The sequence below is a fragment of the Streptosporangium sp. NPDC050855 genome, assembly GCF_044456585.1.
Taxonomy (GTDB): Bacteria; Actinomycetota; Actinomycetes; order Streptosporangiales; family Streptosporangiaceae; genus Streptosporangium; species Streptosporangium longisporum.
In genome coordinates this window covers 171,649-193,267 of record NZ_JBITFY010000010.1, presented here as the reverse complement: position 1 = coordinate 193,267, position 21,619 = coordinate 171,649, and the positions used below count along the sequence as shown (strand labels likewise).

29 protein-coding genes and 1 tRNA gene are annotated in these 21,619 nt (G+C 66.5%); 22 read left to right on the top strand and 8 right to left on the bottom strand.

The features are described 5' to 3' along the window. Window positions 1-81: 81 nt before the first annotated feature. From ACIBCT_RS21460 to ACIBCT_RS21445, 4 genes are all read right to left on the bottom strand, one after another. Entirely contained in the window at window positions 82-705 is a 624-nt protein-coding gene (locus ACIBCT_RS21460) for a hypothetical protein (RefSeq protein ID WP_399191056.1), read from the bottom strand. 327 nt (window positions 706-1,032) lie between these two features. After that, window positions 1,033-1,440 (bottom strand): GntR family transcriptional regulator, encoded by a 408-nt coding sequence (locus tag ACIBCT_RS21455; RefSeq protein WP_399191054.1) that lies wholly within the window; start codon window positions 1,438-1,440, stop codon window positions 1,033-1,035. 181 nt (window positions 1,441-1,621) lie between these two features. After that, complete coding sequence (locus ACIBCT_RS21450; protein WP_399191052.1) at window positions 1,622-1,852, bottom strand: DUF397 domain-containing protein; 231 nt, start codon at window positions 1,850-1,852, stop codon at window positions 1,622-1,624. Window positions 1,853-1,863: 11 nt separating this feature from the next. After that, complete coding sequence (locus tag ACIBCT_RS21445; RefSeq protein WP_399191050.1) at window positions 1,864-2,727, bottom strand: helix-turn-helix domain-containing protein; 864 nt, start codon at window positions 2,725-2,727, stop codon at window positions 1,864-1,866. A 132-nt stretch (window positions 2,728-2,859) separates the two neighbouring features. Here ACIBCT_RS21445 and ACIBCT_RS21440 point away from each other — a divergent pair, with 132 nt between their 5' ends. The 18 genes from ACIBCT_RS21440 (at window position 2,860) to ACIBCT_RS21355 (ending at window position 15,783) form a co-directional block, all read left to right on the top strand. After that, complete coding sequence (locus tag ACIBCT_RS21440) at window positions 2,860-3,060, top strand: hypothetical protein (RefSeq protein WP_399191048.1); 201 nt, start codon at window positions 2,860-2,862, stop codon at window positions 3,058-3,060. Between the two features lie 578 nt (window positions 3,061-3,638). Beyond that, window positions 3,639-3,818, top strand: a complete 180-nt coding sequence (locus ACIBCT_RS21435; RefSeq protein ID WP_399191046.1) for a hypothetical protein — start codon at window positions 3,639-3,641, stop codon at window positions 3,816-3,818. Between the two features lie 551 nt (window positions 3,819-4,369). After that, window positions 4,370-5,011 (top strand): hypothetical protein, encoded by a 642-nt coding sequence (locus ACIBCT_RS21430; RefSeq protein ID WP_399191044.1) that lies wholly within the window; start codon window positions 4,370-4,372, stop codon window positions 5,009-5,011. Continuing rightward, window positions 5,008-5,376 (top strand): type II toxin-antitoxin system PemK/MazF family toxin, encoded by a 369-nt coding sequence (locus tag ACIBCT_RS21425; protein ID WP_399191042.1) that lies wholly within the window; start codon window positions 5,008-5,010, stop codon window positions 5,374-5,376. Before ACIBCT_RS21430 ends, ACIBCT_RS21425 begins: the two co-directional genes overlap by 4 nt. 130 nt (window positions 5,377-5,506) lie before the next feature. Then, window positions 5,507-5,743 carry a hypothetical protein gene (locus ACIBCT_RS21420; protein ID WP_399191040.1) on the top strand — a complete coding sequence of 79 codons (237 nt, stop codon included), beginning with the start codon at window positions 5,507-5,509 and terminating at the stop codon, window positions 5,741-5,743. A gap of 114 nt (window positions 5,744-5,857) precedes the next feature. Beyond that, a complete protein-coding gene (locus ACIBCT_RS21415; protein WP_399191038.1) occupies window positions 5,858-7,288 on the top strand; it encodes a DUF2637 domain-containing protein in 1,431 nt (476 codons plus the stop codon). Between the two features lie 54 nt (window positions 7,289-7,342). After that, complete coding sequence (locus ACIBCT_RS21410) at window positions 7,343-7,582, top strand: hypothetical protein (RefSeq protein WP_399191036.1); 240 nt, start codon at window positions 7,343-7,345, stop codon at window positions 7,580-7,582. 12 nt (window positions 7,583-7,594) lie between these two features. Beyond that, on the top strand, window positions 7,595-7,756 hold the full coding sequence (locus tag ACIBCT_RS21405; RefSeq protein ID WP_399191034.1) for a hypothetical protein: 162 nt from the start codon (window positions 7,595-7,597) through the stop codon (window positions 7,754-7,756). A 31-nt stretch (window positions 7,757-7,787) separates the two neighbouring features. Further along, window positions 7,788-7,970 carry a hypothetical protein gene (locus ACIBCT_RS21400; protein WP_399191032.1) on the top strand — a complete coding sequence of 61 codons (183 nt, stop codon included), beginning with the start codon at window positions 7,788-7,790 and terminating at the stop codon, window positions 7,968-7,970. Beyond that, window positions 7,970-8,281 (top strand): hypothetical protein, encoded by a 312-nt coding sequence (locus ACIBCT_RS21395; RefSeq protein WP_399191030.1) that lies wholly within the window; start codon window positions 7,970-7,972, stop codon window positions 8,279-8,281. The genes ACIBCT_RS21400 and ACIBCT_RS21395 overlap by 1 nt, the downstream gene beginning before the upstream one ends. Before the next feature lie 551 nt (window positions 8,282-8,832). Then, window positions 8,833-9,231, top strand: a complete 399-nt coding sequence (locus ACIBCT_RS21390; protein WP_399191028.1) for a hypothetical protein — start codon at window positions 8,833-8,835, stop codon at window positions 9,229-9,231. Between the two features lie 37 nt (window positions 9,232-9,268). Next, window positions 9,269-11,443 carry a hypothetical protein gene (locus tag ACIBCT_RS21385; RefSeq protein WP_399191026.1) on the top strand — a complete coding sequence of 725 codons (2,175 nt, stop codon included), beginning with the start codon at window positions 9,269-9,271 and terminating at the stop codon, window positions 11,441-11,443. A gap of 143 nt (window positions 11,444-11,586) precedes the next feature. Then, window positions 11,587-12,129, top strand: a complete 543-nt coding sequence (locus tag ACIBCT_RS21380; protein WP_399191024.1) for a hypothetical protein — start codon at window positions 11,587-11,589, stop codon at window positions 12,127-12,129. Then, on the top strand, window positions 12,126-12,407 hold the full coding sequence (locus ACIBCT_RS21375) for a WhiB family transcriptional regulator (protein ID WP_399191022.1): 282 nt from the start codon (window positions 12,126-12,128) through the stop codon (window positions 12,405-12,407). Before ACIBCT_RS21380 ends, ACIBCT_RS21375 begins: the two co-directional genes overlap by 4 nt. Then, complete coding sequence (locus tag ACIBCT_RS21370; protein ID WP_399191020.1) at window positions 12,404-13,405, top strand: tyrosine-type recombinase/integrase; 1,002 nt, start codon at window positions 12,404-12,406, stop codon at window positions 13,403-13,405. Before ACIBCT_RS21375 ends, ACIBCT_RS21370 begins: the two co-directional genes overlap by 4 nt. A 221-nt stretch (window positions 13,406-13,626) precedes the next feature. Continuing rightward, window positions 13,627-14,091: a hypothetical protein gene (locus ACIBCT_RS21365; protein WP_399191018.1), complete on the top strand. Its 465-nt coding sequence runs from the start codon at window positions 13,627-13,629 to the stop codon at window positions 14,089-14,091. Between the two features lie 472 nt (window positions 14,092-14,563). After that, entirely contained in the window at window positions 14,564-15,289 is a 726-nt protein-coding gene (locus ACIBCT_RS21360) for a helix-turn-helix domain-containing protein (protein WP_399191016.1), read from the top strand. Between the two features lie 14 nt (window positions 15,290-15,303). Further along, window positions 15,304-15,783: a hypothetical protein gene (locus tag ACIBCT_RS21355; RefSeq protein ID WP_399191014.1), complete on the top strand. Its 480-nt coding sequence runs from the start codon at window positions 15,304-15,306 to the stop codon at window positions 15,781-15,783. A 348-nt stretch (window positions 15,784-16,131) separates the two neighbouring features. Here the strand turns inward: ACIBCT_RS21355 and ACIBCT_RS21350 are convergent, their stop codons facing one another. Then, window positions 16,132-17,538 (bottom strand): helix-turn-helix domain-containing protein, encoded by a 1,407-nt coding sequence (locus ACIBCT_RS21350; RefSeq protein ID WP_399191012.1) that lies wholly within the window; start codon window positions 17,536-17,538, stop codon window positions 16,132-16,134. A gap of 170 nt (window positions 17,539-17,708) precedes the next feature. Between ACIBCT_RS21350 and ACIBCT_RS21345 the strand changes: the two genes are divergently transcribed. Then, window positions 17,709-18,176, top strand: coding sequence for a glycine-rich domain-containing protein (locus ACIBCT_RS21345; RefSeq protein WP_399191010.1), 468 nt, complete (start codon window positions 17,709-17,711; stop codon window positions 18,174-18,176). Between the two features lie 37 nt (window positions 18,177-18,213). Further along, entirely contained in the window at window positions 18,214-19,104 is an 891-nt protein-coding gene (locus ACIBCT_RS21340) for a phosphotransferase family protein (protein WP_399191008.1), read from the top strand. Window positions 19,105-19,165: 61 nt separating this feature from the next. Here ACIBCT_RS21340 and ACIBCT_RS21335 read toward each other — a convergent pair whose 3' ends face one another. Continuing rightward, the gene (locus tag ACIBCT_RS21335) at window positions 19,166-19,498 is read right to left on the bottom strand and encodes a hypothetical protein (RefSeq protein ID WP_399191006.1); all 333 of its coding nucleotides are present in this window, start codon (window positions 19,496-19,498) and stop codon (window positions 19,166-19,168) included. A 140-nt stretch (window positions 19,499-19,638) separates the two neighbouring features. Next, window positions 19,639-20,238 (bottom strand): collagen-like protein, encoded by a 600-nt coding sequence (locus ACIBCT_RS21330; RefSeq protein ID WP_399191005.1) that lies wholly within the window; start codon window positions 20,236-20,238, stop codon window positions 19,639-19,641. 257 nt (window positions 20,239-20,495) lie between these two features. On the opposite strand from ACIBCT_RS21330, the gene ACIBCT_RS21325 reads away from it, so the two are divergent. Together ACIBCT_RS21325 and ACIBCT_RS21320 are read left to right on the top strand one after the other, a co-directional pair. Further along, the gene (locus ACIBCT_RS21325) at window positions 20,496-20,885 is read left to right on the top strand and encodes a hypothetical protein (RefSeq protein WP_399191003.1); all 390 of its coding nucleotides are present in this window, start codon (window positions 20,496-20,498) and stop codon (window positions 20,883-20,885) included. Continuing rightward, window positions 20,882-21,085: a hypothetical protein gene (locus ACIBCT_RS21320; protein WP_399191001.1), complete on the top strand. Its 204-nt coding sequence runs from the start codon at window positions 20,882-20,884 to the stop codon at window positions 21,083-21,085. The genes ACIBCT_RS21325 and ACIBCT_RS21320 overlap by 4 nt, the downstream gene beginning before the upstream one ends. 445 nt (window positions 21,086-21,530) lie before the next feature. Here the strand turns inward: ACIBCT_RS21320 and ACIBCT_RS21315 are convergent. Next, window positions 21,531-21,609, bottom strand: a tRNA-OTHER gene (locus ACIBCT_RS21315). Window positions 21,610-21,619 lie beyond the last annotated feature (10 nt).

The following is a 21,619-nucleotide window of genomic DNA, read 5'->3' as shown; positions in this document are numbered from 1 at the left end:
TCCTCGATCTCCCCGCGCGGAGCCGGTGCCCTCGTGTCCCCGACGGTCCCCGACGGCCCCTGACGGCTCCCGGTGCGGTCCCTAGCGTCCCTGCGGCGGGGTGATGTTGAGGTTGCTGCCCTGCGGCACCGGGACCACGCTGACCTGGCCCTTCTGGATGGCCTGCCAGAGCACGGCCCCCTGCGGGCCCAGGACCTTGACCAGGTCCTTGATCGACTCGATCTCGGTGCGGACCTTGGCGTTGCGCTGGGTCTGCGCGACGTTCTCGGCCTTGGCCGCCTGCTCGGAGGCCAGGGCGTCGACCAGCACGTCCGGCGGCTCGGGCTTCTGGATGGTCAGGGAGATGTCCCCGCACTGCCCGCTGCCCGCGTAGTTCTGGTTGCAGAAGTAGTCGCCACCGGAGGTCTCCTTGATGAACTCCCGGGCGAGTTCGCCCACCCGCGCCTCCCACGACTGCTTCACCTTGGGGTCGTTGAACAGTCCCCGCCACTCGAACTCCTGCGAGGCGGCGTCCATGGCGCGGTCCAGCGGCACCCGCAGGTAGATGTTGAGCATCCGCCGCCAGCCGGCGGACTCCCCGTCCTCGTGGTGGGCGCCGAACTTCAGGCCGATCTTCTCGTGGAAGGTCTGGAGCGTCCTGCAGTCGGTGTTCAGCGTGAACGTCGCCACCCCGGAGACCGTCATCTCGACGTTGTCCTTCGACATTGCTCGTTAGGCATGGTCTCGGATTGACCCGATCACTGCGACATGTTCGCAGGTGGGAGCACTGCCAAGGAACCTGGAGTCCCAATTGCCCCACAGGGTGGTGACAATGCGCATGATGGAAACTACGATCCGATACCAGTGCCACCTGCGGGCCCGGCGAGGGAAAGCAACCGCACCATCACTGCTCCACTCCCACGGAGCGCGATGAAACGGTGGTGCGGTGGGGGGTGGGACCCCGGCCGGCTCACTGCCGGGGCCCCACCTCTGCAGGGGAGTGGCCGAACCTCCACTCCCTCACACCTGGATGATGCACCACTTAGGTGTGCCTTAGCCAACAACCAAGCGATTTGTATCCCCGCGCAACAATTCCGGCCCCTCCCCCGGCCGCTGAATAACGAAAACGGGCACTCCCTCGTCGAGCCCCAGCGTGCGGCGCTCTTCCTCCGTCGGCACCCGAGTGCTGATGACGGTGCCGTGTCCTACTTCGAGCATCGTGACCTCCTGGTTGCCGCGGACATACGTCCCCGACCCCGTCACGGTCCGCACGAGCCCTTCGCTGCGCAGCACGCCAAGAGCTCTTCTCACGGTGGTGCGGCCGAGGCCGGACATCTGCTGCAGCCGCTCCTCGCTGGGGAGACGCTGGCCGGCCCGGTACTCGCCGCCCTCGATCTGGGCGCGGAGCATGCGCGCTAGCTGCCGGTGGCGCGGCTCGAAGCTCCCTAGATCGATCTTCACGACCGCGAATTTAGGGCGACCACAAGACGCCTAAATCTGTAGACCTAGGTCCACAGATTTCTATGCCGATCCGTCCTGATAATGCGCTTAACGCGCCCTATCGATCTAAACTCATGTTCGGGTATGGAACACGAACGGGCCCCGGCGAGCACGGCCGGGGCCCGTCCTACTTCTACGCGAGCTAGTCGAACATGTCGCCCTTCACGCCTCCGACGAAGGCAGCCCATGCAGCCGGCGCGAAGAAGAGCGCGGGCCCGTCAGGGTCCTTGCTGTCACGGACAGCGACCCTTTTGGGCAGGTTGGTGGCGACTTCAACGCAGTCGCCACCGCTGTCACCGCCGGACAGGCTGGACTTGCGCCATACGGCGTCTACAGGCTGGGCGGTGAGTTCTTGGGACTGGGTATGGTCCACGGATCCTCGCCTTATGTGAGTTGTTTGTCGAGTTCTCTGATCATGTCTTGCAGGTAGACGACTGAGGCGTCTGCTGAGATCGCGCTCGCGCGCACGTGATCGTACTTGTGCGTATAGCGGTTCACCTCCTCGGGGGACTCGATGTATAGGTCCCCTCGGGAGCCAACCTCTATGTACACCAGGTCGGGGTCATCAGGTGTCGCATAGGAGAGGATTGTGAATGACCCCGTCATCGACGCGTGAGCTCCCACCGCGTTCGGCAGGACCTGGATGTCGATGTTCGGCCGAGTCGCCATCTCAACCAGGCGCTTCAGCTGATCCCGCATGACAGCAGGTCCGCCGACATGCTTGACGAGCGCGGCTTCGTCGATCACAGCCCACAGGCTCGGCGGCTGGTCGCGCTCCAGTACCCGCTGACGGGCAAGTCGCGCCTGCACGTGCCGGTCGATCGCCGCCTCGTCAAGAACCCTGCCGCCCTTGAACACCGCTCGCGCGTACTCGGCTGTTTGTAGCAGGCCAGGGATGAGCAGTGCTTGGAAGACGAGGATCTTCCAGGCTTCGGTTTCGAACTCGACGAGGCTTCCGCCGAGCTCGACTTTGTGCTCCCCCTCCCACCATCCGCGTTCGCGGGCTTGGCGGGCGAGGGTGGTCAAGACCTTGCGGATGTCCTCGTCGGTGACGCCGTACACGTCGAGCATGTCGGTGACGTCACTGACGGTTGGGCGGCGCCATTCGTTGCGCTCGATCCTCGTGACCTTGGATGCAGGCCAGCCGAGTTGCTTGGCTGCAGCATCTGCGGTCAGGCCGGTTGCTTCACGGGCGCGGAGCAGTGCGGCGGATAGTCGCCGGCGTCTCACGGTTGGGCTGTAGGTCATGAGCGCCTCCTGGAGGAGAGAAGGCCGAGCGTATCGGAAAAACAGACATTTGAGTCTTCTTACTTTGGGTCTTGCAACTTTGCGTCTGGCGCGTAAACATAGAGGCACCCAACTACACGGAGTGTAGGTGCGATGACCGTAACAGCAGAACTGACACCGAACAGCGTGCGTACGCGCCACCCCGACTGGTGGATCTGGCAACTTGGCCAGGGTTGGTGGGCGATGCACAAGTACCGGCTCGTTCTTGCCCCCGGAAGCAAGCCCACCCTGCAGACCCTGAGCAGGGATACCCCCGAAGCATTGGACGAGGCGCTCACTGAAGCTGACGCATGACCGACACCTCGCCCCCTCTGGCGCCGGTTCCCTCCCGAGCGGGCGACCTGCCTCGTTGCTCGAAGTGCAGTTCTGTGATCGGTAAGTGCGCCACCGCCTACGGAATTCTGTGGCTGGATCGCCGCAACTTCAGCCAGTGCGTAGAAGGCGGGATGCACACCCCTTCCCCATGATCTCCCGGCTGCCGCTGCCCGTAGGTGTGCGGCGGTCGGGGCACAGCTCGGCCAGCCTAGGGCCGAGAACCTCACGTGTCGCATAGGGGCACGTGAGAGGTGGTTCCCGTTCTCGCGTCGGAGGGGTGCGAGGGCGGGGCCACCACCCAAGACGTCGGACCAGCGGGAGAGTCCTCCTCTCTGCTGGTTCGGCCCGACCTCCGCCCACCGAACTTGGGCGAAGGTCGGTAAGCCCGGCGGCTGGTCGGGCGGTGGCCTCCGCCGTTTCTCGTCCTGGCGGAGGCCACCCACATTCAGCCCGGAGGGACGGCGCGGCGCTTCCCCCCTGGGCTCGTCTGGCCCCTGCGACCGGATGCGCAGGGGCCAGACACCCACCACAACGATTCAGACGATCCAGGAGGCACGGTGAGTGAGAACACCGCGGAGTCGGCGACCTCGCTCGCTGAAGCACTCGCCGCCCAGCAGGACCTGGAGGCGTTCCTCGCCTCACGGCGCCGGGCCGCGGACGACCTCGTCGACTTCCTCCTTGAGCGCCCATCCCTCCTGACCGTTCAGCTCCCGCCCGTCCCCGAGGAGACCCCGTGACCACACCCCAGCCTGGCGACGTCGTCCTCTCAGAGAGGACCGGACACATGTGGTGGGTACACGGCGACCCGGACATGGGCCTATCGGCCACCAACGTCAGGGGGCGCTGCCTCCCTGTGCCGGAGGTGCTGGCCCTGTACGGGGATCTGAGGGTCGTATGCCATCCGGCCGACCACAGGCCCGTCAGTCCTCTTGCGTCGCCTTACTAGGCGTCTCCGACTCCCGGCCGGGAGGGGCTACCCCACTGCGGCCCTGCCGGGTACACCGGGGCCCCGTCGTCCACCTCACCGGGCGACGGGGCCTTCTCGCGTCCAAAACTTCAGCCTCATCGCAGGACGCGACAACCACAGCTGGCCTGCACGCGTCCAACAGCTGGTCCGAGGATGCACATTCACCCAACCGGCAACAATGAAGTATGAAAAAGTAGGCAAACAGCAGTGCCTCTGACCAGGCAAAACTCAATAGTTAAGCTGGCCTATCGGGGGCGATAGTGGCCATACCGACCCCCTGAAGGTAGCGTGATGAGACGAGCTGAAAAGCAAGGAGGGATCATGGACATGCCGTCCGAGCCCTCCGACCCCTTGGTTGCATCCGTGCTGGCAGTCCTCAAGGCTGCCCGCGAACAGAGATGCGAGATCAACAAAACCAAGCTGGCGAAACTGCTCTACCTGATCGACCTGCAGGCCGTGGAAGACGGCGGCGTACAGTTCAGCGGCGCGACCTGGCGATGGGACAACTACGGTCCCTACGACCGGGCAATCATCAATGCTGAGATGGACCTCGCTACCAGCGACATCATCGATCGCGTCGACAACCGGGCCAACGACGGCCAATGCGCGCTGACCCTCACGATCGAGATCGACGACCCGTTGCCTTCTCCGCTGATGGACATCGTTCGTGAAGTCGTTCGCGAGCATGGCTGCAAGTCCGCAACAGCCCTCAAGCAGCTGTCCTACGACACGCCTCCCATGATTGAGGCGCAGGCCGGCGGCGAGCGTGGCGTGCTGTTGGACCTTAGCCGGGCACGGCGCCGCAAGCAGTTCCAGGCGATGCTGGTGCGAGCCAAGGCCAGGAGAGCTTCCCGCCCGATCCAGCAGCGCGACCCCGACGTGGGTGAGCACTTGCTGGCCGAGCTCGCTCTCAGCGCCGAGTCGATCCGTCGAGCCAACGAGAAGGTGCTAGGCGACCGGTGACGCCCCCCATCCGCAAGGGTGGCGTCTACTGGGTCTCCGATGGTTCCTTGAGACTGCCCCCTGAAGACAAGCGTGAGATCAAGCCCAAGCGCCCCATCATCGTTGTCAGCGGCGATGGCACCAACGGTGACGACAACTGGCCAACTGCGCTGGTCATCCCTATCTCAACCTCAACAACGTCGAAGACGGAGTTCTGTCTGCTGCTCGGCGCCTCGGTAGCCAACCTGCCCAGGAAGGGGTGGGCGCGCGTGGTAGCTGTTCAGCCGCTCGCTAAGACCGACATCCAAGACTTCATGGGAATGCTCCCTGCACAGATGGTGACGCTCCTAGAGGAAAATCTCTTCACCTACATGGGCTCTAGCTAGGAGCCGAAAGCGACAAGGCGCCCCACTCCATCACGGAGCGGGGCGCTTCTCTGTGTCCGGTGGGCCACATGCCGCTACCAGATTTCACAACCAGGTTGTATTGATCTTCAAGAGCTGATAGACAAAGGCAGTGACGGACGATCTGGAGGGAGTCAGCGACCAGATGCTCGCCGATCAACTCCGGGAAGCCGCTGAACGCGTCGAAGCCGGCGAAGCCGCCCGCGTACTGCGAGGCAAGCTGATCGACGAGGCAGGCCGACGAGAGTGGAAACAAGAGGACATCGCGAAGCTCGCCCGAGTGAAACAGCAAGCGGTATCGAAGCGACTCAAGAAGACACAGAGCCGCGAGCAAGACCCAACTGAATAACCCCAACGCGCCCCAGGCCGGTGCTACCAACACCGACCCGGGACGACTTGATCCACCAGACCCCACTGCTAAGGGCAAGTCTGAGAGGACCCAATGCCGCACAATAGTGCTGCTGTGCTGGTCAGCGGTAGCCCCGTTGATCTTTTGTCTGAGGTTCCGCCGTTTGTCTGGCAGATCCTCGGTGGTGCTTTCGCGCTCGGCGCGGGCATCACTGCCGCCATCTACGGTGTCCGCGGGCTGCGTGCTCTTGGCCGGCTGGCCACCGCGAGCGCCACCGACGAACGCAAAGCCGCAGCGAAGAAGACCTTCACCAGCGTGACCCTGTACGGCCTCCTGTACTTCTTCTGGGCCGTTGCCGCTGGCATCTCCATGCAGGGGCTCATTGGCTTCGCTGAGGACAACATGGGGCTTAAGGGCCCGTGGCCGTACCTCATCTTCTTCGCTCTCGACGGCGCCGCCGCGTTCTGTATGGTCCTCGTCACCAAGCGGGCAGGACGGGCCGCGTCAACCCTCACGCCGCGGCTCGCCGTATGGGCCCTGGTCGCGCTGTCGTCGTGGTTCAACATCACCCACGCCCCCGACAACCCCGGGGCGAAAGCCGCATGGGCATGCATCCCGATCATCGCCGGCGTCCTGTTCGAACTCGCCCAGGCTGAGTCCCGCAACCAGGCATCCAACCCTGAGCGTCGACTGACGGCGATCCAGTGGCTTCACCCGATCGAGCGCATCCGTGTCCTGCTGGAGCTCGCCGCCGACACGTTCATCACTGCGGACGAGGCAACGATCCGGGTACGAGATGCGGTCGCCGCGGCATGGCTGTACCGGCTCCGCACCGGCACCCGCGTAACCCGAGGCTTGTCCCGCTGGCGCACCCGGGTTGCTCTTTCCCGCGCGAACTTCACCGATCGCACGCGCGCCGAGGAGATCCTGCGCCGAGTGCAGATCTTCGCTCAGGCTGACCAGCTCGCGGACCTGGACTACACAACAGCGATCCAGGCGCGGGCCGCACTTGCCTCACTGATCGGCTCTGAGGTTGATCCTGCGCTTGCCGCGGTCTCTGCTCCCAGCCTGCCCGTGAAGAGCATCGTCAAAGGCAGCGTAGAGATCACACGGCCCACCCTGGGCGAGATCTCAGGGCCAGCCCCTACCTCTGCCTCTCGACTTGCCCCCCTGGCTTACAGCTCCACCGGGCGCAAGAGCAGCCGACTCGCTGTGACCGAAGGCATCAACGGCCACAGCTTCGCCTTCGCCTCCCCTGCTTCGCCCCCTGCCTCTCAGAACGAAGGCGAAAGGCAACGCGAAGAGCAAAACGAAGAGCAGCCCAAGACCCGCAAAAGGCCTAGTCGCGCCACATATCGCGCCGCAGAGAAGCGTGCGATTGATCTCGTCGTCGAGCACAACATCACGCGTTGGCAGGACCTGCAGCAGCACTGCCGCGGACGTAGCCGTACGTGGTGCGAGGACAAGGTCACCAAGGGGCAGGCCAAACTCGCCGAGATCGCTGCCTCCCAGGGCGACGACTCCGCGCCCAGCCCCGCCTCCTAGCTCTCCCCTACCTCATCTCTGGAGACCGTCATGTCTCGATCCCGCTATGCCGCCATGCTCCTGCTCGCTGCTCTGGCCCTGCCCGGATGCGGGACGCCCGCAGACCGGCCGGCGACACCGAACTCGGCTGTCGTCGAGGAGCAGGCGCCGCCGAAGCCGCAGACCTCTCAGGCCCCGCCGGAGCCGACGTGCGCGCCGGCCGACACCACCTCGACCACCCCGCCCGAGCCAGACCTGAGTCGCGACCGCAACGGAGACGACATCAACGACGGCCGCCCCAACACCGACTGCTGACTGGAGACCGTCATGTTCACCGACAAGGGCGACACCTACCACGACAACGGACAAGTGACCTGCGCTGCCTGCAGCAGGACCTCCACGATCGCCAACCCGCTGATGGATTACATCTGCCCGTGCGGCCGATCCCTCAACGGCGGCAACCGCCGCAACGAACCCGACCTGACCTGACCCGCCCCTCTCTACTGATCGGAGATCCGTAATGCTGCTGCTGTTCACCGCCCTCGCTGGAGCCGTGGTCGTCCTCCTGTGGACCAAGGTCACCCGCTGGTACGAGCTCGTCATTCTCGGTGGGTTCGGTTTCCTTCTCGGCGGGGTATGCGCCGGCGCCCGCACGTTCGACAACATGAGCCTCGCCTCGGTGTGGTCGGCGGTGTTCGGCTGATGCTCCGCGATCACCTCGCCCGCTGGTGGGACTGGCGCCCCACTTGGAAGACCACGCTTCTTCTCACTGCTGCAACGCTCGTCATCACGGCAGTGAGTGGCCGGCCCGCTTGGCTCGTCAGCCTGGCCGTAGTCGTCACCGCTGCAGCCGTGTCAGCGGCGTTCGCCTACCTGGAACTCCACAACTCCAGGACTGCCCCTGAGGGCGACGACTCCGAGGAGCCCCAGGACGCGCCCGCGGGAGGAGCGTTCGCCGTCGATGCCGCCCCTGATCCGGCTCGGCACGTTAACCTCCGCGGGGAGCAGTCGTGACGCCTGTCGAGGTGCTTGCGATCGTCGCAGTGGGTGGCGTGGCCACGGCCGCGGTGAAGCGATCCCGCCCCGATAGAGCGGGGCGTAAGAAGTCCGGCGCACCGCGGTCGTGGCTGGTCACCATGTACAACAACACTGGCGCTCCCCCAGTGAAGAGCGGCGACGTGAAGGGCGCCACCGCTGAACTTGCCGGCCGGGCTGCCGCTTCGGTGATTCGAGGCAAGCCCGAGCGCGGAAGGGCCAGCGCGGAACTCGGCATCGCGGTAAGCCGCAGCCTGGACCGGCTCGCTGACCGTGCTGCTCCTCGCTGGGAGCAGCGGGTGGCGGCCCGCCCGCCCGAGACGATCGTCGATCGGTGGAAGCAGCGCCGAGCCTCCGCAGAACCGCGGAAGGGCTGGGCAATGCGGTTCCGTCGGCCGAATCTGTCGTCGTTCACTGACCGGCTCAAGCCCAAACCAGAACCTCCCCCGGCACCCCCGGCAGAGGATACGAGCCCTCGCCTCGAACCCGCCCCCGTCAACGTTCCACCCCAAGCCTCACCAGGAGTTCCGATGACCGCCACCGACCATGAGACCGCTGCACCGGCGGTTACCTCGTCGATCGCCATTCCCGGGGACTGGGCTGCGCTGATCGGCCGCGTCGCGGAGTTTCAACCTGCTGACGATGTCGAGCTCATCGACTGGATGAAAGGCGAAACGGCCGGTGTCCTCGGCTATGCCGACGCAGCTGACACCGTCCGGGAGACCTGCGTCACCGTCGTCGGCCTTGACCCGACGTCCGTCACAGGGATTACCGCCTACAGCGAGCACGCTGCGGAGGGTGCCGCCCGCATGAGCGAGGCGCTGAGGACCTTCCTGACGGTGTACGCCGAGGTTCAGGAGCTTGTCGCCTCCGGAGTGGTGCTCCCTTACAACGGCCGCTTCATGACCGGCGGCGGAGCCGACTCCTAACCCCCGCTCAACCTCCCCGCGAAAGGACTGCTGCCCCATGGTCACCGACACCGACTACGAGACCGCTGACGCCCCGGCCGCACCGCGCGGGCGGCTGCTGGGCCGCGCGATCGGCTGGGTGCAGGCTGACCATCTCCGCCGCGGCCCTCACCTACTCGCCCCCACCACCGCAGGTCTCGCCGCAGCCGCTCACGCCCTAGATCTACCCGCCGCCTACGGCATCCCCATCACCGTGCTGGCCAGCATCGGCATGTACACCAGGGCAATGAACCGGCCTGGCGACCCGGGCGAACCCATCCGCAGCGCCGCCGCGACGGCCGCCGCCGGCAGCTGGGTGACCGCCGCCGTCGAGTGGGGCATCACCGCAGGCCCGCACGGACTCATGGGGTGGCTCGGCGCAGCCGCCTACGGTCTCGCCTACTGGGCCTACCGCAAAGACCCCGAGGTCCTTGACGCTCTCGCGTGGGAGAACGCCCGCGATGAGTGGTACCGCAAAGCACCCGGCTACGGCCTGTCCGGATCCCACCTGCTGAGCTGGGAAGAGACCCGCCTCGGCGAGCAGTACTTCCTCGACACCCGCGGCACTGGCAAACGCGCCTCCGCCCTGGCCACCCGAGACCTCGAAGAGCGCATCGCTGAGCAGGAGAACCTTCGCCCGAGCAGAGTGAAGGTTCGTGTAGGTGAGATCGCTGGCCGGTTGAGCGTCAGCATCCGCTACAAGAACCCCTGGGCCGACCCTCTGCCTCACCCATTGCTCGACCCCGCTCCGGAAATCCCGCTCCCCAACATCGCGGACGCCCGCGAGCCCAGCATCATCGGCATGGACCCTGAGACCGCTCGCCCTTTGCGGGTCCCCTTGTGGGACGAGGACGGCGCCAAGCGAGTCCTGGTGGTGGCCATCACCCGCGGCGGCAAAACCGTCGTGGTCTCCAACCTGATGGAGCGCGCCACCGCCGCCGACAACGTGTTCAGCATCGGCATCAACGTGTCCAAGGCTAAGGAGATGCGCCGCTGGGCCCCGGCTTTGGGGCTGTCTGCCTGTGGCCCCAACGAGCGGGTCAAGGCGTTGCGGATCCTGGAGCTCGTTCACCTGATCATCGACTGGCGGGCGGCACAAGACGGCGATGATGCCACATTGACTCCTCGCCAAGGCCAACCGCTCATCCCGGTATTCGTCGACGAGGTTGATGAACTCCTGGCCCAGTCTGACAATCTCGGCATGGCCATCCGCCGCGAGTTTGGCTACCTCATGTCCAAGGGTGGAAGCGAAGGCATCGCGGCCGTCGTCGCTGGTCAACGGGGAACGGTCGGGCACCTCGGCAACGGCAACATCAAGCGCATGTTCGACCAGGCGGTGCTTCTCAAAGCTTCCGGCGAGGGAGAGATCCGTCATGTGCTTGGCGACATCGGCTTGACGATGCCGAACATGATGACGTACGGCGAAGGCAATCCTGGCGTGGCTCTGGCCACCGACCTCGCCGGTCACTGGTCCGCGGGACGGTCTTGGTTCCTGAAGGAGCTGCCTGACATTGACCGCCTCGTGAAGGACCGGGAGCCCTCTCCGTTGGAGCCTGGCCTGGTGGAGTTCCTCGGCGACAAGCTCACCGCGCTCACCGGCGCCTCCTTCTCGTACACCCTGCAGCGCCCCGTCTCTCCTCCCCCCTCCGCGGAGACCTCCATGCCTGTGCCTGTTGAGCACGCCCCATCCGATCGCGCTGCTGAGCAACGCGCCGCAGCCAGAGCCACCCTCAACGCCCTACCGACCATCACGGCCAACCCCTCCCTGTCCGCCGGCGAGATGCGGGCCGCGGCGATCGAGCGCCGCCGCCAAGCCGCCGAGCAAACGCAGATGAGCCCAGAGGTCCGCAGGACGCTGCTGCGGCTTCTCGCACAGCCAGACGGGACAACGGTCCGCCAGGCCGAAGCCGCGTTGGAGACCGAACTCGGCCAAGAACGCGGGGTGTCGAAGAGCGGTGCCTGGCGGTGCTTGGACGCGCTCCGCTTCGAAGGCATCGCGGAGCTACGCGGGAAGGGCCGCGGCGCCCGCTGGCACCTCGCCCCTGCCCCCCAGGAGCCCCCGCATGAGGAGACCAGCGAGGGCGTCCCCGCGGTGCTCGTCGATGTCGAAGACGACCATGAGCGGGCGATCGAGCTCATCGAAGAGGAAGCCGTCGACGCCCTGGAGGAAGACCCCGATGACCACAAAGAGTGACATTAATTGTCCCAGGCAACCCCTTCCGGGAATTGTCCCCAGCCCCTCCCCCGCCCCTCGTATAGGGGACTCTCCTGGGACAATAAACAATTCGATGCCCGACGTCGGTTCAGTCACCGATCGTGACAGCGACGGGGCCAGCCGTGGGTGACTGGACTGCCCGAGCCGAGGTCCTTGCCGACACCTCAGGGCTCGGCGTTGAAGCAGCTGCGATCGTCGGCCGCTGCCGAGCGACGGGCCTTGACTCGCAATCCTTCCGCCGGGTGATCTCCGCGACCTTGATCCTCGGAGCGCACCCCATGGCGGCCGGCGGGGATCCTTGGGGCAACGATCGTGAACTCGTCTGCGCGATCCTCGATCTCCTCGATGACGTAGCTGCCCGTTGGGATGCCTACATCAAGCTCCGCACCGTCGCGGCGAATAGGCGAGCCGTAGCCCGAACCCGGGCTGTCAACGCTGACGCCGACGACGTCAAAGCGCGCTGGCGGCGAATCGCCGTGGACTGCACCACAGCCCTCGACATCCTCGGAGAACTCCGCCCGCGCCTCAGCGCCGCCGCGCTCCGCCTGAGCGCAGCACCCCATCAGCTCGGCGACACCTACGCCGCGGTGTACGCCCTCATCGCCCAGGGACGCACGATGCCGCACAACGGCCGGTGGATCACCGGAGAGGAGATCACCTCATGACCCCGCGAATCTGGCCGCCCCGCCAGTACGACGACGAGCCCAACCTGAACTGGCAGGACTTCGCCCTATGCGCGGAGACCGACCCTGAGGCGTTCTTCCCCGAGACGGGAGGCTCGACCGAGGAGCCCAAGCGAGTGTGCCGCGCGTGCGAGGTCCGGACGCAGTGCTTGGAGTACGCGTTGGAGCATGGGGAGCGGTTCGGCATCTGGGGCGGGCTGTCGGAGCGGGAACGCCGGCGGCTCGCGGGGCAGGACGAGAACTACGAGGTCGCGGCGTGACGGTCCTTGTTGGTCACATCGTCGACTCCGCTCTCGCCTCGTCGGGTCAAGCCAAGGAGCCGCTGTGGAAGGAGCATCTCCGCGCCGAGATGGCGCTCCTTCAGCCGTCGATCCAAGAACTGGTGTGGGCGTGGCTGAGTAGGCAGCGGTCACCGCACACGGGCGCCGCGTATGGCCGAGACCTGAGAGAGTGGCTCGCCTTCTGTAACCAGTTCGACCTGGACCCGCTGACGGTCGACGTCGGCCATGGGGACGTGTACGCCCGTTCGCTCCAGGTGCGCGGGCTGTCTGCTCGGTCGGCGGCTCGAAAACTCGCCGCGGTGTCGTCCTGGTACACCTACCTCGTTCGCCGGCGGGCCATCAAGGCGAACGAGTTCGGCGGGGCGAATCGGCCGGAGACGAACCGTAAGGAGTCGAAGACGGTTGGGTTGACGGGGTCGGAGGCGGCGGCGATGGTGCGGGCCGCGATCCGGGATCCGCATCGGCAGCGTTTGAGGACGGCGGCGATCATCGGGCTGATGATCTCGGTTGGTCCTCGGGTGGCTGAGGTCGTCGCGCTGGAGTTGGGCTCGCTTGGTTATGAGCGGGGCATGCGGACGGTTCGGATCGTCGGTAAGGGCGAGAAGATCCGGACGCGGCGTCTGCCGGCGGAAGCGGGTCAGCTTCTGGACGCGTATCTCGCCGAGCGGGGTGATGCTCCGGGTCCGCTGTTTTTGACGGCTGGCGGTAGGCCGATGCGTACCGGTGGCATTGTGGATCTTGTTTCCCGGATCGCGCGGCAAGCTGGGCTGTTCATGCCGGAAAGAGTCACTCCACACACTCTTCGCCATACTTTCGCCACGGTGGCCGAAGAGAGCGGTGCGTCCGTTCGTGAGATCCAAGATGCTCTTGGTCACGCTTCTGCCGCAACGACCGAGATTTATCTTCACGCGCCGAAGCGAATCGAAAATGACCCTTCAGTACGAGTTGCGAAGGTCCTGACGTGGACCGGGTCATAACGAGGATTATGTAGGGGTCGTAACGATCTTGAAGCTGAACGCCTACCGAACCCCATTCAGCTCGCCTTGTCCTGCAAATTGCACGGCAATCCCCGTTAATTCAACTCACAGAGGCACCGCTACACCTAGAGCCCCAACAGAACAACGTTCGAAGCCGCAATCCAAGATTCACCTTTAGCCGTCCCATAGGACACCCCGCTCTCACACCGAAGGATCACTCAGTGCGCCTCCCCCTTGCCGCCACTGCCGCGCTACTCCTCACCCTCGCCGCGTGCAGCAGCCCCACCACTGACCTCGACGCCGCCGGCGTCATCAAGGCACTCACACAGCAAGGGCTCCCCGTCACCCTCAGCGTGACGTACACCGACAGCACCGACCCCAACAAGCAGCTCGGCCGGCCGAACGGCTACACCTCCAAGGCGTCGTTCGTCGACCAGCGCATCGACGCCGCCAAGGTGCCGGGAGGCAAGAAAGGCGACGTGGGGCTCGGCGGCAGCGTCGAGGTCTTCGAAGAAGCCGACCAGGCGGAGCAGCGGGCCGCCTACATTCAGGGCATCGGCGAGAAGATGCCCATGCTTGGCGAGTACGACTACGTAGCAGGGTCGGTGCTGTTGCGGGTGTCGAAGGAGTTGACGCCATCGCAGGCCGGGGCGTTCGAAGCGGCTCTCGGCGAGGTCATGAAGTAGCGGAGTTGGTGGACGCCCCTGCCCCTTCGGGGTGGGGGCGTTGTCATGTCCGAGACCGATTCGCGTTCAGGCAACCAGCCAACCCCCGCGAGCGTCTTACTGGGCGAGGTCCTGCCGGCGTGCGGCTGGCCGGACCGGCGTCTCCTCCCCAGGGTGGCCGCCTCAGCGGGGGCGGCCACCCCGAACCGGCTGCGGACGATCAGCCAGCCGGGTGAGCATGAGCCATGGATCCTGAGCTGAGCGCCCTCACCGCCGCCTTGACTCGCCTCGACCGGGACGCGGCCCTCGCCCGGCTGGAAGTTGCGGCGGGTGGGAGCGAGGAGGATGCGGCGGCGATCGCGCGGGGCGGCCCGGAGTAGCTCTGACGGCGAGATCAGGCTGGGACCCCAACCAATCAAATAAACGGTATTGCTTATCCCCTCGATGCCCCCTAGATTAACGGTATCGGAAATTGCGGCATGAGGGAGTGGGCATGAGCGACATCACCGTCACCACGGAGGACGGCAAGACCAGCGTCTGCTCCCCCTACGACACCACCTTCGTCTCCAAGGCCAAGACCATCGGCGGCCGGTGGAACGGCCCGGCCAAGGCGTGGCAGTTCGACGCACGCGACGAGAACCGCGTCCGTGACCTGCTCCGCGAGGTCTACGGCACCGACGGCTCCCCGACCGACGACAGCGACCTCGTCACCGTCCGAGTCCGCCTCGCCGACCACGAGGTCAGCTACCGCGACGGGGCCGACGCCAAGTTCGCGGGCCGCCGCATCGCAACCCGGCCCGGCCGTGACAGCGACGTCCGCCTCGCCGCGAACGTCGTCCTCATCGCGGGCAAGCTCCCCAGCACCGGCGGGTCGATGCGCTACCCGCAGATCAACGCCGGTGACGACGTCATCGTGGAAGTCCGCGACATCCCCCGCGCCACGCTCAGCCTGGAGCGGGAGGGCAGCTACGAGATCGTCGGCGAGACGCGCGGCGAGGTCGACGTGGACGCGCTGCTGACCGAGCGGGAGCAGCTGCTGGCCCGCCTCGCGGAGATCGACGCGCTGCTGCCGGAGCCGGAAGGCACCGAAACCACCACCCAGGAAGCGGCCAAGGCGCTGGGAGTGTCCGTGCGAACCGTGCAGCGATGGGCCGCCACCGGCAAGGTCGAGGCCCGCAAGAACGACCAGGGCCGCTGGATCATCACCATCACCATCTGAAAGGACAGATCACCATGGCGAGAGTCAACGTCTACAGCCGCGACCCCTACGAGGACAAGACGCTTCTGGGCTGGTTCGACCCCGCGACCTGCGTCGAGAACATCGACGAAGACACCCGCTGGAATGGCAACAATCACATCGGCATCATGAGCGGCGGACAGGTCGGCTACGAGCGCCTCTACCGCACCAAGGGCGGCCGATGGGTCCGCTACTACAACTTCACCAACGAGTTCAACGGACCCGAATACTACGAATTCCTCACCGACGAGGCGGCCCGCGACTGGCTGATCAAGAACGGCAACGACGAGATCGTTGAGAAGTACTGGGGTGAGCTGGAAGAGGAGCGCGGCCCTGGGCGCCCCGAGGTTGGGTCAGCCACCAACCTTCGTCTCGGTGATGAGCTGACCAAGCGGGTCGACGCGGAGCGGCAGGCTGGCGAGTCTCGTGCGGCGGCGGTCCGGCGTCTGCTGGAAAAGGCGCTCGACTCTGCCTGAACCGCTTGCGGCGCCCCGCTGGGGCGGGCATGCTGAACGCCTCCCCACTCCGGTGGGGTTGACCCTCCAAGGTCAGCTTTGGGTATTTGCTCCCCGCACCTGCGGGGATGGCCCCGGTGAGGTCGGGTACTGCTGAGTTGGCCCCGCCTACGCGGGGATGCTCCATGGCCTTGTCTTGAACGTAAATCGGCCCCGCGCTCGCGGGGATACGGAAGAAGCCCTCGCCCATCCCGGGTGGGGGCTTCGTCATACCGGACGGGTATAGCCGGTAACTCCTGATGCGGCTGGGGCGATGGGTGATCGTTGGTCCCGGCTCCGGCGAGGGGAGCCGGGACCCCGCCGTTAGGTTCAAGCAAGCGCGGTCGCGAGCTCCCGGACGCCCGTCACACGCGGGTGCTTCGCCGTGAGAGCATCAGCGATCTCCCGGATCTTGGGCCGGTCACGCACCTCGCTCGGCGCCACCGCGAGCGCCGCCCGAAGCGCGGACACCGTCTCCTCCGCCCGGCCATCCAGCCACCAAGCCCGCGCCAGGTCAGTGTGCAAGCGCCCTTGCCGCTCCGGCGTCGGGTACATATCCGGCCGTAGCTCCTGGCCCACGCCCAGCGCCGCCTTGGGGTCCCCGAGGGAGTAATGGATGTTCATCCTGTACATCCTTGTGAACGGCCCAGCCTCGGGCTTACCCGTCAGAGCAGCCAGGCGAGCGGCGACACGTTCGGCCTCGGCGAGTCGCGCAAACGCTTCCTCCTCGTCGCCGGCCTGGCTCTTGGTGTAGGCGGAGGTGCACATCAGCCGCAGGTACATGCCCATCTGGGAGGCGGTGCGCAGCCCCATGACGTCCAGGGTGTCGGCGGCCCGCTCGACCACCTTCGTCGCCGCGGCGTGGCGCCCGCTGGTGCGCAGCATCATCCCCATCGCTCGGGCCGACGCCGCCATCGCCACAGGGTCCATGGACCGTTGCGCGTACAGCACTCCCCGGTCGGCGGTGATTCGCGCGGTCTCTTTCCTGCCGACCTTGTTCAGGGTGTCGGTCGCCAGGTTGTAGCAGCCAGCCAGCATCGCCCACCCGGCTGGGGTGTCGGCTCGTTCGGCGGTGTCGAGGGCGGCGGCGAGCATGGCCGGGAAGCCGCCCAGCAGGGGTGTGAGTGCGGAGACGTCGAATTGGCTGCGCGCGGTCCGTAGTCGTTGTTGGATCTCGGCGAGGCTCGCAGTGCGTCCTACTTCGGCGGGGGCCGCGAGGGCGTCTTCGAGGTTCAACAGCAGGTGCAGCGGGACGGACAGTCCCACGGCCTTGATCAGTGTGCGTCGCTGCATGGGGTCTTCCCTTTCGTCGCTACTCTCGTCTTCACCCACGGTAACGACGACAGTCAATGGTGTCGGAGAAGCCGCGCAGCACCGTTGCACATGAGCGTGCAGCCCGAGCTGATCCGGGTGGGCCCCGTAGGCGCGGGCGAACATCACCGTGTACTCCGGGCCCGGCCGGTCCTGCCCGTGCTCATACCGGCACAACATCGCCTCCGACAAGGCGGTCGGTTGCAGCCCGTCAGCGAGGTAGAGCTCGCCAACCTTGGCGACGGTCCGAGCGCGGGACCACCCCAGCGCCAGCCGCCACGCCTCCAGCGGCAGCACCTCTGGGCAGGTGGTGCGAATGGCGGTGACGATCCGCTCCGCCGGCCATCCGTTCCGCTGCCCGCGCATGCGCAGGGCGGTCGCCTCGCGTCGGATCTGTGCACGCCTTGATCTGGTGATCTGCCCCATGAGGCCGCCTCCGCGGTTCACGAACGCCGACAAGTGAACCGTAACTGAATCGCCACTCACCGTGAAGTGATGTGCGGGTCATTGACCCCCACCCGCAATGACCACGCACCCCCCGGCAGCCACTGTGAAAGGAGCAAACCACCCGGCACCACCGACTAGGAGGACCCCCAATGACCGTCATCCTCGACCGGCCCGCCACCACCCCCCGCACCCTCATCAGCCCCGCCCTGTTCGACCGGCTGACCAAGCGGATCCGCGCCGACCACCCCGCCCACGCTCACCAGGCCGACGTCATCATGGAGCAGGCGCTCGCGTTCCTCGCCGCCTGCGCCGCCCGCCCGGGAGCCCGGCTCGCGCCGTCCGAGACCGTCGACATCGGCTGGCACACCTTCATCCTCTACACCCGGGAGTACGCCGAGTTCTGCCAGCAGAACGCCGGCCGGATCATCCACCACGCCCCCACCGACGAGGAAGGCGCCGACAGCGGCGGGTGTACGGCGGCTGACACCGTCGCCGTCATGCGCGAGCTCGGCCTGCCGGTCGTCTCCAGCCTGTGGGGGCACGCCGCGGCGTGTGAGGGCAGCGGCACCGGCAAGTGCAGCCAGTGCCACCAGGGCTGCACCGACAGCAACAAATAGGCCACCTACCTGGTAGAGGCGGCGTAACGTGCAGAACATGACCGAGTACCGATGGGACGACCTCCCCGCCGAGGTGCGTGCAGCGATCACGGCCGAGTGCGGGCCCATCCTGGACGTGACCTCACTGCCGGGCGGCCTCACCGCGGGACTCGCCGCACGGCTGGACACGACGACCGGGCGGGTGTTCGTCAAAGCCCTGCCCGACTCATCGCCGTCTGCGCCGCTCTACCAGCGTGAGCGCCTCGTCGGCGCCGCACTACCCGAGGCTGTGCCCGCTCCGCGACTCCTGTGGAGCGGGCACACCGCCGACTGGATCATCCTCCTGACCGAGCACGTCAACGACGCGCGAGAAGTCGACCTCAGCCCCGGCTCCCCGGACCTCCACAGCGTCCTGGAGCTCGTCCAGGTGCTCGGCGAAACGCTCACCCCGAACCCGGGCGCCCAAGTGCCGTCCGTCATCGACAACGTGCAGTTCCTGACCCGTCGCGCTGACGCACTACTCGCCGACCCGCCTTCCGACCTGCTAGCGGCAGACGCCTACCGCCACGCCCACGGACTCCTCGACCTGGACGCGCTCACCGGATCCACGCTGCTGCACGCCGACCTCCACGAGGGCAACATCCTCGCCTGCCCGGCCAGGGTGCGGGTCATCGACTGGGGGCTCGCCTGCCAAGGCGCCGCCTGGGTAGAGACCGCCCTGGCAGTGCCCCGATTCATCCTGGCCGGCCACACACCCGAGCAAGCGGAGCAGTTGGCCGAGCGGGTACCTGCCTGGAAGGGCGCACCCGCCGACGCGGTGACCGCTTTGGCTGCCGTGTGGTCTCTGTTCCGCGAGTTCGTCGCCCGCAATGGCCCTGCCGGGATCCGGGAGTCCCGGGCCCAGGCCGCGGCAGCCGGGCGGGCATGGGTGGAGTACCGCACCAGCTGACCCCGCAGCACGAAGAGCGCCCCGCCGCCCTCCGCGAGGAGGACGAGCGGGGCCGCTCGCGTCAGACCTTGGCGTCTTCCTGACGTGCCTTCTGGAGCTCCCTAGCTGCCGCCTGCAGCGCCCTCCAGGCCGCGTACTGGTCACGCCGCTGGTCTTCCTGCTCCCACCAACCGTGAGCCTTCAGAGCCACGAACGCCTTGTCGCGCTCCGCTCGCGCATCGGTGAGCGCCTTCCGCTGCTTGGGCAGCTTCCTCTGCTCTTCGTCCGTCAGCGTGCCAGCGACCATAGCCACCGACGACGGCAGAGCAGCGGCAGCCTTCTCCGCCGCAGCCTCCGACGCCCAGTAGGCCAACTGCAGTTCGAGCAGGTCATGCGGGAATTCGTAGTCAGGCACAGTGGTCTCCCCCAGGCGACGCGGTACCGGGCGATCCTACGAGAGGCACCACGAAGGGGGCGAAGCACCCCGCCGAGGCCATCCAACGCGAAAGAGCGCCGCCCTCCCGTCGGGGAGGGCGGCGCTCTCGTATGTGCGGACTACTTCGTCAGGGTGGGGTTGGGGGTGGCGGTTACGGTGATGGTCGGCGAGGGAGTGGGGTTTGCCGTCGGGGAAGCGGTCGCCGTCGGAGTCGGGGTGGGGTTCGTCACGGGCGGGGCGCCGTTGAAGCAGCTCCCCCACTCCAGCACGGACGGGTCCTTGGAGACGTTCTTGCAGGTGACCTGACCCTTGATGCCGGGGATGCCGAAGATCTTCTTGTCGAACGTCTGCCACTTGATGCCGGTGGCGTCCTTACCGGGGGCTCCGGTCGGGCCGGTCGCCCCAGGGACGCCGCGCGGCCCCTGCGGGCCGGTGTCGCCCTTGGGCCCCTGCGGGCCCTGAGGACCTCTCGGACCCTGCGCACCGGGCGAACTGACGTTCTCCTGCGTCTGGGTCGTCTGACCCCACCTGACCCGGATCTCGGTCGGCCGGCACTTGGCCGTGGCGTTCACGATCCGGGTGTACCTCGTCTGCTTGTGGACGCAGGCGTTGACCTCGCCGCTGGCCGAGGCCGAGTCTGCGGCGGAGGCGGACGTGATGCCGCCGAGGCCGACGACCAGGACAACGGCGGAGAGTAAGGCAGGGGTTGTGCGACGCATGAGGTCTCCAGGGGAGGTGATGTTGCCGTGGCGCGGCTGCATCAGGGTGGCAGAACGGGCGGCTTTGGACCGGGCCAATGAGCATTTGTCGCCGCTAGTCGTATATGCGGCTTACACGTGCCGTGCCCTGATCGTGGAGTCGTGGAAGCTGAACAGATCGTAGCGTTTCATCCCTCGCTAAGGGCATGTTGTACAGCGGATGCGATGAATCATGGGCAGGTCGTACAGTCTCAGGAGACCCCACCGGAGGAGCCGCCATGGCCAACGAGGATCGCCCGGATATCAGGGCTCAGCAGCTCGCCCAAGCGCGCGGAGCGCACCCGTACGGCAGTGACTACCCGGATGCGGTCCAGGACGCGTGGAACGACCTCCTCGACTGGGAAGAGCTCCCCGCACCCGCACAGGCGGAGATCCGTGGGCTGCTCCCGTGGATCGCTTCGCAGGATTGGCCGGCCGACGTCACGGCCCCGGTGAAGCACCAGTTCAAGCGGCTACCGGATGGGCGGATCGACCACTCCGCCCATGAGGCAGAGGCCGACTTTGGCGGGCACAACGGGCCACGCTGCGAGGTCTGCGGCACCGTGTTCTGTGAACACTGCACGCCGGACCGGTACGAAGAGGAATGCCCAGGGGTGTGGGTCGAATGAGCGAGAACATCAAGGGATACGACACCGAAACACTCGGACTTCGACTCAGCCTCCTGGTCGGCTCCCTCCGAGCCAGCGGCATCCTCGACGAGGGAGGATGTATCCACCTCAACGCTGTTCCCGTCACGTCGGTTGTGGATGGGGAACTCCTCGCGAAGCTCTGCCCCAACTGCGACAAGCAGCTACCCGTACACAGCTAAAGAGCGCCCGCCGTCTCCGAGGGACAGCGGGCGCTCGCGCACGTCGGAGACGTTTGTCCCTTACGGGAGTCAGGCCAGCGCAACGGCCCTTGGCGGAATCCCGACCGTACGGCCGCACGCCCGGTACTCCAAGACCCCAGTATGCCTCGACATGAAGTTTGATTCGTTCAATTCGCTGGCGCGAGGGGTTATCAAACTCGCGTCGTCAGCGGGTTGTCTTGTACGCCAGGTCGAGGCGGACACACACCCACTCCAGCCATGCCCCCGGGATGAGATGCACGTCATGGGCCCGGGTGTAGCGGGCGACCCTTCGACCGAGCATGGCCGGGCAGTACAAAAAGTGCGCGACGGCATCGACCGCACGCCAGAAACGGACCATCACGCCTCCCAGCATGCCAAGTTAAGAGGGGCCGAGCGGCCATGCCTGGCGACTCGACCCCGTAAGCGCTCTCGACCGGATTCGAACCGGCGTCTGCGGCTCCCCGAAGGGATGCCGCGATCCTTGGCCGCTGGACGACGAAAGCGCTGAGGTGA

Excerpts from the sequence above, each read along its gene's own strand:
- ACIBCT_RS21460 (WP_399191056.1), bottom strand. The coding sequence starts at position 705 with ATGTCGAAGGACAACGTCGAGATGACGGTCTCCGGGGTGGCGACGTTC.
- ACIBCT_RS21445 (WP_399191050.1), bottom strand. The coding sequence starts at position 2,727 with ATGACCTACAGCCCAACCGTGAGACGCCGGCGACTATCCGCCGCACTG.
- ACIBCT_RS21440 (WP_399191048.1), top strand. The coding sequence starts at position 2,860 with ATGACCGTAACAGCAGAACTGACACCGAACAGCGTGCGTACGCGCCAC.
- ACIBCT_RS21430 (WP_399191044.1), top strand. The coding sequence starts at position 4,370 with ATGGACATGCCGTCCGAGCCCTCCGACCCCTTGGTTGCATCCGTGCTG.
- ACIBCT_RS21410 (WP_399191036.1), top strand. The coding sequence starts at position 7,343 with ATGCTCCTGCTCGCTGCTCTGGCCCTGCCCGGATGCGGGACGCCCGCA.
- ACIBCT_RS21405 (WP_399191034.1), top strand. The coding sequence starts at position 7,595 with ATGTTCACCGACAAGGGCGACACCTACCACGACAACGGACAAGTGACC.
- ACIBCT_RS21400 (WP_399191032.1), top strand. The coding sequence starts at position 7,788 with ATGCTGCTGCTGTTCACCGCCCTCGCTGGAGCCGTGGTCGTCCTCCTG.
- ACIBCT_RS21395 (WP_399191030.1), top strand. The coding sequence starts at position 7,970 with ATGCTCCGCGATCACCTCGCCCGCTGGTGGGACTGGCGCCCCACTTGG.
- ACIBCT_RS21390 (WP_399191028.1), top strand. The coding sequence starts at position 8,833 with ATGACCGCCACCGACCATGAGACCGCTGCACCGGCGGTTACCTCGTCG.
- ACIBCT_RS21385 (WP_399191026.1), top strand. The coding sequence starts at position 9,269 with ATGGTCACCGACACCGACTACGAGACCGCTGACGCCCCGGCCGCACCG.
- ACIBCT_RS21375 (WP_399191022.1), top strand. The coding sequence starts at position 12,126 with ATGACCCCGCGAATCTGGCCGCCCCGCCAGTACGACGACGAGCCCAAC.
- ACIBCT_RS21360 (WP_399191016.1), top strand. The coding sequence starts at position 14,564 with ATGAGCGACATCACCGTCACCACGGAGGACGGCAAGACCAGCGTCTGC.
- ACIBCT_RS21355 (WP_399191014.1), top strand. The coding sequence starts at position 15,304 with ATGGCGAGAGTCAACGTCTACAGCCGCGACCCCTACGAGGACAAGACG.
- ACIBCT_RS21350 (WP_399191012.1), bottom strand. The coding sequence starts at position 17,538 with ATGGGGCAGATCACCAGATCAAGGCGTGCACAGATCCGACGCGAGGCG.
- ACIBCT_RS21345 (WP_399191010.1), top strand. The coding sequence starts at position 17,709 with ATGACCGTCATCCTCGACCGGCCCGCCACCACCCCCCGCACCCTCATC.
- ACIBCT_RS21340 (WP_399191008.1), top strand. The coding sequence starts at position 18,214 with ATGACCGAGTACCGATGGGACGACCTCCCCGCCGAGGTGCGTGCAGCG.
- ACIBCT_RS21330 (WP_399191005.1), bottom strand. The coding sequence starts at position 20,238 with ATGCGTCGCACAACCCCTGCCTTACTCTCCGCCGTTGTCCTGGTCGTC.
- ACIBCT_RS21325 (WP_399191003.1), top strand. The coding sequence starts at position 20,496 with ATGGCCAACGAGGATCGCCCGGATATCAGGGCTCAGCAGCTCGCCCAA.
- ACIBCT_RS21320 (WP_399191001.1), top strand. The coding sequence starts at position 20,882 with ATGAGCGAGAACATCAAGGGATACGACACCGAAACACTCGGACTTCGA.